The sequence below is a fragment of the Glutamicibacter mishrai genome (assembly GCF_012221945.1).
Taxonomy (GTDB): Bacteria; Actinomycetota; Actinomycetes; order Actinomycetales; family Micrococcaceae; genus Glutamicibacter; species Glutamicibacter mishrai.
In genome coordinates this window covers 121,251-135,324 of record NZ_CP032549.1, presented here as the reverse complement: position 1 = coordinate 135,324, position 14,074 = coordinate 121,251, and the positions used below count along the sequence as shown (strand labels likewise).

At 60.8% G+C, this 14,074-nt stretch carries 12 protein-coding genes; 11 read left to right on the top strand and 1 reads right to left on the bottom strand.

Features of this window, described 5'->3' with window-relative positions; translation table 11 throughout:
• Positions 1 to 35 precede the first annotated feature (35 nt).
• Positions 36 to 2,654: a valine--tRNA ligase gene (gene valS, locus D3791_RS00625; protein ID WP_172511019.1), complete on the bottom strand. Its 2,619-nt coding sequence runs from the start codon at positions 2,652 to 2,654 to the stop codon at positions 36 to 38.
• 221 nt (positions 2,655 to 2,875) lie between these two features.
• Between valS and D3791_RS00620 the strand changes: the two genes are divergently transcribed.
• From D3791_RS00620 to D3791_RS00570, 11 genes are all read left to right on the top strand, one after another.
• Entirely contained in the window at positions 2,876 to 3,637 is a 762-nt protein-coding gene (locus tag D3791_RS00620; protein WP_172511018.1) for an SDR family oxidoreductase, read from the top strand.
• A gap of 35 nt (positions 3,638 to 3,672) precedes the next feature.
• Positions 3,673 to 4,413, top strand: coding sequence for a sirohydrochlorin chelatase (locus tag D3791_RS00615; protein WP_172511017.1), 741 nt, complete (start codon positions 3,673 to 3,675; stop codon positions 4,411 to 4,413).
• A 67-nt stretch (positions 4,414 to 4,480) separates the two neighbouring features.
• Positions 4,481 to 6,181, top strand: coding sequence for a nitrite/sulfite reductase (locus D3791_RS00610; protein ID WP_172511016.1), 1,701 nt, complete (start codon positions 4,481 to 4,483; stop codon positions 6,179 to 6,181).
• Complete coding sequence (locus tag D3791_RS00605; RefSeq protein ID WP_172511015.1) at positions 6,178 to 6,900, top strand: phosphoadenylyl-sulfate reductase; 723 nt, start codon at positions 6,178 to 6,180, stop codon at positions 6,898 to 6,900. Before D3791_RS00610 ends, D3791_RS00605 begins: the two co-directional genes overlap by 4 nt.
• A 10-nt stretch (positions 6,901 to 6,910) precedes the next feature.
• Entirely contained in the window at positions 6,911 to 7,834 is a 924-nt protein-coding gene (cysD, locus tag D3791_RS00600; protein WP_172511014.1) for a sulfate adenylyltransferase subunit CysD, read from the top strand.
• Between the two features lies 1 nt (position 7,835).
• Positions 7,836 to 9,131, top strand: a complete 1,296-nt coding sequence (locus D3791_RS00595; protein ID WP_172511013.1) for a sulfate adenylyltransferase subunit 1 — start codon at positions 7,836 to 7,838, stop codon at positions 9,129 to 9,131.
• Positions 9,118 to 10,215: an ABC transporter substrate-binding protein gene (locus tag D3791_RS00590; protein ID WP_172511012.1), complete on the top strand. Its 1,098-nt coding sequence runs from the start codon at positions 9,118 to 9,120 to the stop codon at positions 10,213 to 10,215. Before D3791_RS00595 ends, D3791_RS00590 begins: the two co-directional genes overlap by 14 nt.
• A complete protein-coding gene (locus D3791_RS00585) occupies positions 10,215 to 10,958 on the top strand; it encodes an ABC transporter ATP-binding protein (protein ID WP_172511011.1) in 744 nt (247 codons plus the stop codon). The genes D3791_RS00590 and D3791_RS00585 overlap by 1 nt, the downstream gene beginning before the upstream one ends.
• Positions 10,930 to 11,787 carry an ABC transporter permease gene (locus tag D3791_RS00580; RefSeq protein WP_061951949.1) on the top strand — a complete coding sequence of 286 codons (858 nt, stop codon included), beginning with the start codon at positions 10,930 to 10,932 and terminating at the stop codon, positions 11,785 to 11,787. Before D3791_RS00585 ends, D3791_RS00580 begins: the two co-directional genes overlap by 29 nt.
• On the top strand, positions 11,780 to 12,559 hold the full coding sequence (gene cobA, locus D3791_RS00575) for a uroporphyrinogen-III C-methyltransferase (RefSeq protein WP_022875320.1): 780 nt from the start codon (positions 11,780 to 11,782) through the stop codon (positions 12,557 to 12,559). The genes D3791_RS00580 and cobA overlap by 8 nt, the downstream gene beginning before the upstream one ends.
• Before the next feature lie 17 nt (positions 12,560 to 12,576).
• Positions 12,577 to 14,031 (top strand): FAD-dependent oxidoreductase, encoded by a 1,455-nt coding sequence (locus tag D3791_RS00570; RefSeq protein WP_022875319.1) that lies wholly within the window; start codon positions 12,577 to 12,579, stop codon positions 14,029 to 14,031.
• Positions 14,032 to 14,074 lie beyond the last annotated feature (43 nt).

The window sequence follows — 14,074 nt, the reverse complement described above, 5'->3', positions numbered from 1 at the left end:
CGTAAGGAATGGCCGCCCAACTCATCTAATAGAAACTAGGCTTCTTCGGTTGGCGCCAACTCAACGTTGGTCACCGCCAGCTCGCCTTCGGCTTCTACCAGGGTCAGTTCACGCGCATTGGCTGCAGACTTCAAATCCTCGAAGCCGGCACGCAACTGGGCAACCTGCGCAGCAGATGCATGGATCTCACCCGACAGCACCTCGGTGCGCTGCTTTACCTTGGCGTCGGACTTCGCCTTGCGGATACCTGACAGAGCCACGCCGACCAGCGGCAGGACTTCTGGGTCGGCACCTTCAACGGCGGCAGCAAGATGATCGGTGCTCGGCCACGCGGTCAGGTGGACCGAACCGGTGCGCCACCAGCCCCATACTTCTTCGGTAGCAAAAGGCAGGAACGGTGCGAACAAACGCAGCACCGAATCCAGCGTGGTTGCCAAGGTGGCCAGAACGCTGGCCTGCTCGGCTTCACCGTGACCGCCGTAGGCACGGTCCTTGACCAGCTCCACGTAGTCGTCGGTAAACGACCAGAAGAAGGACTCGGTGATGTCCAGAGCGCGTGCGTAGTCGTAGTTGTCGAAGGCACGCTTGGCGTCTTCGATCACGGTCGACAGGCGTGCCAATAGCGAACGGTCCAAACCGTTGGTGACAACCGCTGCATCGTCGGTGAGGACGTTGGCATCGGTGGCGCCCAGATTCAGCACGAACTTCGAGGCGTTCAAGATCTTGATGGCCAAGCGACGGCCGATCTTCATTTGGTTCACTTCATACGCCGTGTCAGCGCCAAGCTTGGCGCTGGCTGCCCAGTAGCGCACTGCGTCTGCACCGAACTTGTCCAGAACCTCGTTTGGCACGACGACGTTGCCCTTGGACTTGGACATCTTCTTGCGATCCGGATCCAGGATCCAACCCGAAATCGCAGCATGCTTCCATGGTGCGTTATCGTGCAATGAATCTGCGCGGACCGCGGTTGAGAAGAGCCAGGTGCGGATGATGTCGTGGCCCTGCGGGCGAAGGTCGAATGGGTAGACCTTCGAGAAGAACTCGTCATCCCGGCCCCAACGGCCAACGATCTGCGGGGTCAGTGAGCTGGTGGCCCAGGTGTCCAAAACGTCGGCATCGCCAATGAAGCCATTGGCAGCGCCGCGCTGGGCCTCGGTGTAGCCGGATGGAGCGTCGGCGGCCGGGTCGACCGGAAGCTGCTCGATCGTTGGCAGGATTGGCGCGTCGTAGTTTGGCTCGCCATGTTCATCAACCTGGTACCAGACCGGTACGGGCACGCCGAAGAAGCGCTGGCGGGAAACCAGCCAGTCGCCGTTCAATCCGGAAACCCAGTTTTCGTAGCGTGAACGCATGAACGATGGGTGGAAGTCGATTTCCTTGCCGCGGGCAATCATCTGGTCGCGTCGCTCTTCATCGCGGCCGCCATTGCGGATGTACCACTGGCGGGAAGTGACGATTTCCAGCGGCTTGTCGCCCTTTTCGAAGAAGTTCACCGGACGGGAGATCTTCTTCGGCTCGCCATCAAGCAGGCCAGCTTCCGAGAGCAGCTCAACCATGGTTTCCTTGGCAGAGAACACGGTCTTGCCTGAAATCTGGGCGTACGCTTCCTGGCCTGCCTCGGTGGTGATCCATTCTGGAATCTCAGCAAGGATTCGGCCGTCGCGACCGATGATCGCACGGGTAGGCAACTGCAGTTCGCGCCACCAGGTGACGTCGGTCAGATCGCCGAAGGTGCAAACCATGGCGATGCCGGAACCCTTATCGGCCTGCGCCAATGGGTGCGGGTGCACGGTGACTGGAACGCCGAAGATCGGCGAGGTCACTGTCTTGCCGAACAAGTGCTGGTAACGCTCGTCATCCGGGTGGGCTACCAAGGCGGCGCAAGCAGCCAGCAGCTCCGGACGAGTGGTTTCGATGAAGACCTTCTCACCATTTTCGGTGTCGAAACCGTAGCGGTAGAAAGCACCCGGCATCTCGCGGTCTTCCAGCTCAGCCTGAGCAACTGCGGTGCGGAAGGTAACGTCCCACAGCGTCGGAGCTTCGGCCATGTAGGCATCGCCCTTGGCCAGGTTGTCCAGGAAGGCACGCTGCGAAGCTGCACGGGAGTTGTCGTCGATGGTGCGGTAAGTCATGCGCCAGTCAACGGAGAGGCCAAGGGTGGTGAAGAGCTGTTCGAAGACCTTCTCGTCTTCTACTGCCAGCTCTTCGCAAACCTCGATGAAGTTCTTGCGGCTGATGACGTCCCAGTCGCGCTGGTTCTTCGCCGGCTTCTCTGGCGGACGGTAGCCCTCGATATAAGGCTTGGACGGGTCGCAGCGGACACCGAAGTAGTTCTGCACTCGGCGCTCGGTTGGCAGGCCGTTGTCATCCCAACCCAGTGGGTAGAAAACGTTCTTGCCGTTCATGCGCTGGTAGCGGGCCAAAACGTCGGTCTGCGTGTACGAGAACATATGTCCTACGTGCAAGGATCCGGACGCCGTTGGCGGGGGAGTGTCGATGGAGTAGACGGCCTCGCGGGTCGTGTCCTCGTTGAAGTGATAAGTGCCCTCGGTGCGCCACCGGGACGAAAGACGTTCTTCCAAACCTTCCAAAGCTGGCTTGTCAGGAACGGAAACCGTTGCGGGCGTGTCTGTGCCCAAGTTTTCTTCTGCCATAACTTTATTCTTTCATGTTTTACCGGGCACCTAGGCATTGTTTCCCATGGCTTGCGCCACGATGCATGCAACCCCGGTGAAATCGCGAATTTTCGTGCTTATTCAGGTCAATATTGGACCCGACGCGACCCATTGCCGATGCCTCGTTATGAGATGCCTTGAAACGTAAGAGAAATTCATGCCTTACCAACTGGCAATGAACTCGCCATAGAGTTGACGGTATGAAGAACACAGAACCATTAGTTTCCCGCTCCGCAGTAGTCACCGGCGCCTCTAGCGGCATTGGCCAAGCAACCGTTCGAGCCCTCCGCGATCAGGGATGGGCTGTTTTTGCTGTAGCCCGACGTGCAGACCGGCTGGAAAGCCTTGCCAAGGAAACCGGTGCGATCTCCGTTCCCGCTGATGTCAGCATCCAGACAGATGTCGATGTCCTGGCCAAAGCCGTTGAAACCGCTGGCGGCGTCGACACACTGATTAACTGCGCCGGCGGAGCCCGCGGAACCGAGTACTGGGCTGATGCTGTGGACGAGAACTGGGAGTTCATGTGGCAAGCCAATGTCATGGGAACGATGCGGCTGACTCGCGCGTTGCTGCCGCAGTTGCGCCAGGCACATGGCACCGTCCTGAACGTCACCTCCACCGCTGCACTGGCGAGCTACGAAGGCGGCAGCGGATACAACGCGGCGAAGGCTGCCGAGCGGGCCATGACCCAGGCTTTGCGTTTGGAAGAAGTGGAAAATGGATTGCGGGTGATCGAGATCCTTCCCGGCCTGGTCCACACCGAAGAATTCTCGCTGCGCCGCCTAGGCAGCCAAAGCGCGGCGGATAACGTTTATGCAGGAGTGGAGAATCCGTTGACTGCGGAGGATGTCGCTGAAGTCATCCGCTACGCCGTAAGCGCGCCTGCCCACGTCAATCTCGACGAAATCGTGATCCGGCCCCAGGCGCAGGCAGCCAATCACAAGCTAATCCGCAACGCATAATAGCCTTCGCGCAACCCACCGGTGAGGACCTACCAATGAGCCAATCAACCCAGCGCACGATTCACGTAGTTGCCACATCCCATGGCACCGACAACGCCAACGGCCAACAGCTGATCCACGACCTGCGAGCCGAACTAGAGGAGCTCGCCGAGGATCAAATTGCAGCGACCTTGGTGTGGCATGAAGCCTACGTGGACGTGCAGCGACCGTCGTTGGATGACGTGGTGGCCTCCTTGCCGCAGTCGGAACCAGCAGTTGTTCTTCCGCTGCTGGTCTCCGATGGGGTGCATACGACTTCTGACATCGCCAAGGCCGTGGAATCGCGTGAGAATACGGTCGCGGCTGGTCCTCTGGGGCCATTGCCAGAGCTGGCGCAGGTACTGGCTGATCGAGCCGCTGGGCACCTGGACGGTGATCCCATGGTGGTCCTCGCTGCCGCTGGCACCCGACTCGAAGTGGGGCAGAACCAGGTCCAGGATCTTGCCGGCCAGATTTCGCGCATCCTAGACCGCGAGGTGGTCGTTGGCTATTGCGCCGGGGCAGAACCCCAGATCGCTGAAGTCGTGCAGGACGCGTTAAAGCGTCCGGTGATCGTGCTTAGCTCCTTGTTGGCCGACGGATACTTCCAACACAAGCTCGTTAGCACGGGTGCTGATGTCGTGACAAGACCACTTTTACCTGACGTAACGATTGCGCAATGTTTCCTCGTGCGTCTTCAAGAGACGTTAAAAGAGTCCGGTTATGTGTCCTTAGATGACGAAGTTCGCTCTCTGTAGGCAACCGGTAGTCATGTGACTACTCGCGTTTGCCGACCCCCTGGGGTGGGTTTCTACGCTGGATTACATGACGCAGACAACCACACCCGCTCGTCCTAAAAGGGCGGCAAAGCCCAACGGCCAATGGAAAATCGACGGCCCTACGCCGCTGAACGCCAACGAAGAAATGAAGGCCGCCGATAACGGCCTGAACGTGCGTCAGCGCATCGAGGAAATCTACTCGAAGCAGGGTTTCGATTCCATTGACCCTGAGGACCTGCATGGACGTTTCCGCTGGTGGGGCCTCTACACCCAGCGCGCCCAGGGAATCCCCGGCGGCAAGACTGCGACGCTGACCCCCGAAGAACTCGAAGACCGCTACTTCATGTTGCGTGTGCGCATCGACGGCGGCGCGCTGACTACCGAGCAGCTGCGCGTCGTCGGCCAGATCTCCACCGACTTCGCCCGCGACACTGCGGATCTGACCGACCGCCAGAACATCCAGCTGCACTGGATCGACGTGGTTGACGTCCCCGAAATCTGGCAGCGCCTAGAAGCTGTCGGCCTGCACACCACCGAAGCCTGCGGCGACGTTCCCCGCGTGATCCTCGGTTCCCCGGTAGCCGGCATCAGCAAGGACGAGATCATCGATCCGAGCCCGGTGATCGCCGAGATTTCCCGCCGCTACATCGGCAAGCCGGAATTCGCGAACCTTCCACGCAAGTTCAAGACCGCCATCACCGGCCACCCGAGCCAGGATGTCGTGCACGAAATCAATGACATTGCCCTGATCGGCACGGTGCACCCGGAACTCGGCCCAGGCTACGACCTCTGGGTGGGCGGTGGCCTGTCCGCCAACCCGCGCTTGGGCGAACGACTCGGTGCCTTCGTCACCGAAGAACAAGCACCAGATGTCTGGGAAGGCGTCGTTTCGATCTTCCGCGATTACGGCTTCCGCCGCCTGCGCAACCGCGCTCGCCTGAAGTTCCTGCTGGCCGAATGGGGCACTGAGAAGATGCGCCAGGTGCTGCAGGACGAGTACCTCGGCTACGAACTGCCTGATGGCCCGGTGCCGGAACAGCCTACCGAAGCGGGGGACCACAGCGGCGTCAACGAACAGAAGGACGGCAAGTTCTACATCGGACTGACCGCTCCTGCCGGCCGCGTCTCCGGAACGGCCCTGACCGGTCTTGCCGATCTTGTGGAAGCCCACGGCTCCACCCGGCTGCGCACCACCCCGCACCAGAAGATCATCGCCCTGGACATTGCCGAAGACCAGGTCAAGGACTTCGTCGGCTCGGCCCGTGCGCTCGGCCTGGAGGCTTACCCGAGCCTGTTCAAGCGTTCAGCCATCGCCTGCACCGGCATCGAATTCTGCAAGCTGGCCATCGTGGACACCAAAGACACCATGATCGATGCAGTAGCGAAGATCGAGGAACGCCTGGCCGACCACGAAGGAAAGCTGCCTCGCCAGCTGTCTCTGCACGTGAACGGCTGCCCGAACTCGTGCGCCCGTATCCAGACCGCGGACCTTGGCTTCAAGGGTCAGCTGATCACCAATGAGCAAGGTGAACAGGTGTCCGGTTTCCAGGTGCACCTGGGCGGAACCCTCGCCGGATTCGAAAATGGCGAGGCCGCCTTGGGCCGCACCGTCCGTGGCCTGAAGGTCGCGGCAGATGAACTCCCCGAATATGTAGAACGCGTTGTCAAGAACTACTCGGCCTCGGCCACGGAAGGCGAATCCTTCGCCGCCTGGGCCCACCGAGCAGAAGAGGATGAACTGAAATGAGCCAGCAGATCCCTACCCGAACCCGTAGCGAAGAAGAACTGCGCGAAATCGCGCGGCTCGGTGCCGAAGAACTGGCCTGGGATGCCAGCGCGGCAGAGGTAGTCGCCTTCGCCGCCAAGCACCTTGATGCCAGCGAAGTCGCCGTCGCCTGCTCCATGGCCGACGCGGTGCTTCCACATGTGGTCTCCTTGCAGCTGCCCAAGGTAGATGTCCTCTTCCTGGACACCGGGTACCACTTTGTTGAAACCCGCAGCACCCGCGACGAGGTAGCTCGCGTCCTGGACGTCAACGTCGTCGACGTCCTACCTGAGCTGACCGTGGCCGAACAGGACGCAAAGTACGGCAAGGACCTTTTCGCCAGCAATCCAGCGCAGTGCTGCCAGATGCGCAAGGTGGACCCGCTGGCGAAGTCCCTCAAGGGCTACAGCGCATGGTTCACCGGGGTCCGCCGGGATGAAGCGCCAACCCGAACCAACACCCCGCTGGTGACGTTCGACGAGAAGAACGGGCTGATCAAGTTCAACCCGTTGGCACCGTGGAGCTTTGACGAACTGATCGACTACGCCACCGAGAAGCAGGTCCCCGTGAACCTCCTGCTCTCCAACGGCTACCCATCCATCGGTTGCGAACCATGCACTCGGCCAGTGGCCGAGGGCGAAGATCCTCGCGCCGGCCGCTGGGCCGGACTGAACAAGACCGAATGCGGCATCCACATCTAAGGAGCAAGCCATGACCATTACCGCTAACGCCCCAGCCGGCACCCAGCGCAGCGTTTTGGACGCCCTGGAAGCCGAATCCATCCACATCATCCGCGAAGTCCTCGCCGAATTCGAGAAGCCGGGACTGCTCTTCTCCGGCGGCAAGGACTCCGTAGTCGTCCTGCACCTGCTGGCCAAGGCCGTCGCACCCCTGCGCGTGCCCATCCCGGTGGTCCATATCGATACCGGCCACAACTTTGCCGAGGTGCTGAACTTCCGCGATTCGGTAGTGGAAAAGTACGGGCTGAACCTTGTTGTCGGCTCCGTCCAGGAGTACATCGACCGCGGCGAACTGACCGAGCTGCCAGATGGCACCCGTAACCGCTTGCAGACCCGAGTGCTGCTGGACACCATCGAAAACAACGAATTCGACGTGGTCTTCGGCGGCGCCCGCCGCGACGAGGACAAGGCCCGCGCCAAGGAGCGCATCCTGTCCCTGCGCGATGAGTTCGGCGTCTGGGATCCACGCAACCAGCGCCCGGAAATCTGGAGCTTGTACAACGGCCGGCATGAGCCGGACTGGCATGTGCGCGCCTTCCCGATTTCCAACTGGACCGAACGCGACATCTGGGCCTACATCCAGCGCGAAAACATCGAGCTGCCCCCGATCTACTTTGCCCACCGCCGCCAGGTCTTCGAACGAGATGGCATGTGGCGGGCGCTGACCCCGGTCAGCCAGCCCAACGAGGATGAACAGGTGATCATCAAGCAGGTGCGCTACCGCACCGTGGGCGATGCCAGCTGCACTGGTGCCGTGCTCTCTGCAGCAGACACCGTAGAGAAGGTGCTCGACGAATTGGCTATCGCCACCCTCACCGAACGCGGAGCAACCCGCGCCGATGACCGAATCTCCGCCGCGGGAATGGAAGACCGCAAGACCGAAGGGTACTTCTAAAATGACCACCACATTATTGCGCATCGCTACCGCAGGTTCGGTAGACGACGGCAAGTCCACCCTGGTTGGCCGACTCCTGCACGATGCCAAGGCGATCCTCGCTGACTCTCTGGATGACATCGCACGCACCAGCGCCGAGCGCGGCTTCGGCGGAGCCGACGGCACCCTCGACCTTGCCCTGGTGACCGATGGCCTGCGCGCCGAACGCGAACAGGGCATCACCATCGACGTGGCCTACCGCTACTTCTCCACCGACAAGCGTTCCTTCATCCTGGCGGACTGCCCGGGCCACGTGCAGTACACCCGCAACACCGTCACCGGAGCCTCCACCGCGGATGCCGCCATCGTCTTGGTCGACGCCCGCAACGGCGTGCTGGAGCAGACCCGTCGCCACCTCGGCGTCCTCGCGCTGCTGCGCGTGCCGCGGCTGGTCGTGGCAGTGAACAAGATGGACCTGATCGGCTGGGACGAACAAGGCTTCAAGACCATCGAGTCCGAGGTCCTCTCCCTGGCCAGCGAACTGGGCATCGCGTCCACCACGGTGATCCCGGTATCCGCCCTGCAGGGCGATAACGTGGTCGAACCATCCCAATCGGCAACCTGGTACGCAGGCCCGACCCTGCTGGGATTGCTCGAAGACCTGGAGCCCAAACTCGGTGGCGGCACCGCGCGTTTGGACGTCCAATACGTCATCCGCCCGCAGGGCGCACTGGCTCCGGGCCTGGATCCGGAAGCCTACCGCGACTACCGCGGCTACGCCGGAACCCTGGTTGATGGCATCTTGAATGTGGGGGATACCGTGCAGGTGCTTTCCAACGGCCACCCAGTGGGCAGCCGGATCAAGGCCATCAGCACTCCTGCTGGTCCAGCGCAGAGCGCACAGGCCGGCGACGCGATCGTTGTTGAACTGGAAACCGACCTGGACATCGCCCGAGGCGACACCATCGTGGCCGGCGAATTGCCGGCAGCACAGCGCGAATTCCAGGCGGACATCTGCGTACTGGATCCGGTGAAGCTCACCAACGGCCAGCGACTGCTGATCAAGCACGGCACCAAGGTATCCGCGGCCAAGCTCTCCAGCATTGACTACGTCATCAATGTCGCCGACTACGCCCAGCAGCCTGCAGACTCCCTGGAACTGAACGATCTGGGGCGGATCACGCTTCGCAGCCAAGCGGCTCTGGCCATCGAACAGTACGCAACTTCGCGTACCGGCGGCAGCTTCCTGCTCATCGATCCAACCACGGGGCGCACCCTAGCCGCGGGGATCATCGAGGAAAAACATGAAGCGGCCTGATGTAGGCGAATCGACGGGAAACGGCGATCGTGTCCGGCTCTCGCCTCATGGGCAAACGGGCGGCTTCCGAGGCCGTTTCCTCGGGCTCGCGGCAGTCGCAGCGCTGACCGCAGTAGCCGTGGCCACGACCTTCCTGCCAGGGCCCAATGAAGTCCAGGCGCAGGCGGCAGATCATGGACCGGCGGATGAGCTGAACATCGGCTACTTTGCCAATCTCACCCATGCTCCGGCCTTGATCGCCCAGTCCCAAGGCATTCTCCAAGATCACCTTGGAGAAGACGGCACCAAAGTTGAAAGCCAGATTTTCAATGCCGGACCGGCCGCCGTGGAAGCCCTGAATTCAGGGGCCATCGACGCCGCGTACCTGGGGCCAAACCCTGCGCTGAACAGCTACCTGTCCAGCCATGGCGATTCCTTGAACGTGGTGTCAGGCGTTGCCTACGGCGGTGCCAGCCTGGTCGTGAGCAAGAAGATCACTCAGCCCGAGGAACTGGCCGGCAGTAATCTGGCCAGCCCGCAGTTCGGCGGAACCCAGGATGTCGCCTTGCGCAACTACCTCAAGGACCTGGATTTGAAGCAGGACGCGACGGTCACCCCGAGTTCCAACGGCACCGTGGCGCAGCTTTTCGGCCGCGGTGAAATCGATGGCGCGTGGCTCCCTGAGCCCTACGCATCCTTGCTGGTGGAGAAGAACGGCGGACACCGCTTGGTGAACGAAGCCGAGCTGTGGCCTGAAGGCAAGTTCCCGACAACGGTTCTGGTGGTCTCCAAGGAGTTCATGGCTAGCCACCCGCAAACCGTGCAGAAGCTGGTCGATGCGAATACCGAAGCCATTGATTGGCTCAATCAAGCGAACGAGAAGCAAAAGCTGGCGGCAGTGCAGAAAGCACTGGTTGAAGCCAACGGAAGCTCTTTTGATGAAAGCGTGATCGCTGAAGCCCTGGAGCAAGTGCACTTCAGCCAGGACCCGCTACCCGAGACCTACCAGTCGCTGGTGGACCATGCACTGGCTGTCGGGGTCGGAACCGGCGGCAACGCAGACGGACTCGTGGACACGCGCTTTCTTGAACAACAGGAGAAGTAATGGGAGTACTGCTGAATGAAGTGTCCCTGAGCTATCCAGGCACCGGCTTGGTCATCGACCGCATCAGTGCAGAAATTGAAGACGGAGAGTTCATTGCCGTCTTGGGCGCCTCCGGTTGCGGCAAGTCGTCCTTGCTCAACATGATTGCCGGCCTCTTGGCACCGAGCTCCGGCTGGCTCGAGGTACCCAAGGATGGCGCCGCATTCATGTTCCAGGATGCCAACCTCCTGCCGTGGCTCACTGCTAGCGAGAATGTCGATTTGGCGCTCAAGCTCGCGGGCAAGCCAGCTGCGGAACGCCAGCAGCGCGTGCAAGAATTGCTCAACCTCGTACAGCTCGGGCATGCCACCGGCAAGAAGCCCCACGAGCTTTCCGGAGGCATGCGCCAGCGAGTTGCTCTGGCGCGGGCCTTGGCCCAGGACCGGCAGGTGTTGCTGATGGACGAACCATTTGCAGCCTTGGACGCGATCACCCGAGATATGCTCCACGAGCAGTTGCGGGCCTTGTGGGGACAAACGGGCAAGACCATCATCTTTGTCACCCACAATGTGCGCGAGGCGATCCGCCTCTCCGGCCGCATCCTGGTGCTCTCTTCGCACCCAGGACGCATTCTGGAGACCCGACGGATCACCGACGATCTTCGCAATAACCCGGCCCAGGCCGCCGCATTGGCCGATGAACTGACCACGATTCTCAGGAAGGAGCAACGGAAACATGAGCTCACTGACCGAATCCCGAACTAGGGTGAATCCCGTGCGCGCAATCAAGCTGCGCCCGAACAACCGGCTCGACTCATGGGTTGCCCCCTTGCTGACTGTCGTGGTGCTCCTGAGCCTGTGGCAGATCATTTCCTGGGCCAGCCCGCTGCGGGAAGACCTTTTCCCCGGCCCACTAGCTGTCGCGGCAAAGCTTCCGCAATTGCTGGCGGACGGCTCTTTGGTATCGGCTGTGGGAAATTCCCTGTTCCGTGCAGTGAGCGGTTTCGCGATTGCCGTGGTCATTTCCACCCCGTTGGCATTGCTGCTGGCACATCAGCCACTACTGCGCAAAGGCGTGGGACCCCTGGTCTCGGCAATGCAGGTCTTGCCGTCGATCGCCTGGGTTCCAGCAGCCATCATCCTGTTCGGACTGAGCGATGCAACCATCTACACGGTCCTGCTGCTCGGAGCCATCCCATCCATCATCAACGGCCTGCTGTCCGGCATCGACATGATCCCGGCGCAGTACAAGTCGCTGTCCAAGGTGCTTGGTGCCTCCAAATGGGAACACGTGCTGCACATCGAACTGCCAGCGGCCATGCCCGGGTATGTCGCCGGATTGCGCCAAGGCTGGGCGTTTGCATGGCGTTCGCTGATGGCTGCCGAATTGATCGCTGTAGGCGGCTCCCTCGCCTTGGGTGTTGGATCGCTGTTGCAGCGCGGCCGCGACCTCGCGGATCTGCCGCTGGTCATGCTGGTGATCCTGACCATCTTGCTCGTTGGCGTGTTGATCGAATTAGTATTTTTTGCTCCGATTGAACGCAAGCTGTTGCGTGATCGTGGAATGAGCCGAACTGGAGAAAACAATGGCTAAAGGACACATCACCCTTATTGGTGGTGGCCCCGGTGATCCTGAACTGATTACCGTTGCAGGCTACAAAGCCCTTCTGTCCGCCGATGTGGTTTTGGCTGACCGGCTCGGCCCCACCGCGCTGCTGGCAGACCTATCGGATGACGTGCTGGTGATCAACGTGGGCAAGTCTCCTGGCTGCCACGTGAAGACCCAAGACGAGACCAATGAACTTCTGGTCAAGTACGCGCTTGAAGGAAAACACGTTGTCCGGCTCAAGGGCGGAGATCCCTTCGTCTTGGGCCGTGGCGGAGAGGAAATGCTCTACGCCGCAGAATACGGAATTTCCACTCGCGTGATCCCGGGAATCACCAGCGCGATTTCGGTTCCTGGAGCCGCCGGAATCCCGGTGACCCACCGTGGAATCGCTACCGGTTTCACCGTAGTGAGTGGACACGCTGAACTGGCCGACGTGCCGGTTCGCTCCGATCACACCCTCGCGGTGCTGATGGGAGTATCAAATTTGGCACAAATTGTTGAGACATTGCTTACCCGAGGTTTACCGTCAAGTACGCCAATTGCGATAGTTGAGCGAGGTTACTCACAGACGCAGCGCACAACTATCGGTACGCTAGAAGAGATTGTAGTGCGCGCCCGCAAGGCCGCAGTGGCGAATCCGGCCGTCATCGTCATCGGTGATGTCGTTCGGCTAGCCCCGGAAGCCTCCGACCAACTGGTAGACCTCCTGCCGCTAGAGAACGCCGATGCCACCGAGCCGGCCTCATTCGTTGACTAAGAAAGAGAAGTTGTTTGATGAGTGAAATTATCATCCCTGAGCACCTGGCCTCCCGGGCACTGCGTGTAGCCATCGTTGGAGCCGGTCCAGCCGGTATCTACGCCGCCGACCTGCTGAACAAGAGCCAGCCAGTTGCATCGGGCGAATTGAAACTGCACGTCGACCTCTTCGATGAGCTGCCTACTCCATTCGGGCTGATCCGCTATGGCGTTTCGCCTGACCACCCGCGCATCAAGGGCATTATCAACGCACTGCACAAGGTGCTGAACAATGACTGGATCGATTTCTACGGCAACGTCGGCTTGGGCCGCGACATCAGCCTTGATGACCTGCGCGCACGCTACGACGCCGTAATCATCTCCACCGGCGCCCAGAAGGATGCCGACCTGAACATCCCGGGCATCGACTTCGAGGGCTCCTTCGGTGGCGCAGACTTCGTTTCCTGGTACGACGCACACCCAGACGCAGACAAGAACTGGGACCTGTCGGCCAAGGAAGTTGCAGTCATCGGCAACGGCAACGTCGCACTGGACGTCGCCCGCATCCTTTCCAAGCACGCCGATCAGCTGCTGGAAACCGAAATCCCAGAGCACATCTACGAGCAGCTGAACGACTCGGCAGTCACCGACGTCCACGTCTTCGGCCGCCGCGGACCAGCACAGGTGAAGTTCACTCCACTGGAACTGCGCGAGCTGTCGCACTCCAAGGACGTTGACATCGTGCTGTACCCGGAGGACTTCGAATTCGACAAGGCTTCCGATGAAGCCATGAAGACGAACAACCAGACCAAGACCATGGTTTCCACCCTGACCAACTGGCTCATCGAGCAGGAAGAACGCGAAGAGGCACCAAGCGCCTCGCGCCGCCTGCACTTGCACTTCCTGCAGTCGCCAGTTGAAGTACTGGGCGAAGACGGCAAGGTCACTGGCCTGAAGGTTGAACGCAACGAGTTGGACGGCAACGGCGGTGCCCGCGGTACCGGCGAATTCGTCGAATACCCGCTGCAGGCCATCTACCGTGCTGTCGGCTACTTCGGTTCCGCAGTCGATGACATCGAATACGACGGTGCCAAGGGCGTTCTGCCAAACGAAGAAGGACGCGTTCTCGATGCTGCTGGAACCCACGTTCCAGGCCTCTACGCAACCGGCTGGATCAAGCGTGGTCCAATTGGCCTGATCGGCCATACCAAGGGCGACGCTCTGGAGACCATCACCCACCTGCTGGAAGACCTCACCCAGCTCGCCGAGCCAGAATCCTCGCAGCAGATCGCAGAACTGCTGGAAAGCCGTGGGGTTGCTTTCTCGGACTGGGATGGCTGGAAGAACCTGGACGAGCACGAGAAGGAACTCGGCGCGGCCGCAGGCACCGTCTCCACTCGTTTCGGTGACATCACCCGTGACCGAGTCAAGGTCGTAGAACGCGATGCGATGATGGAATTCTCTCGCGCAAAAAAATTGGCTGAGAGCCTGTAAGTCTTACCCCAGGCTCTAGATACGCCAATGGCGGTGGCCACTA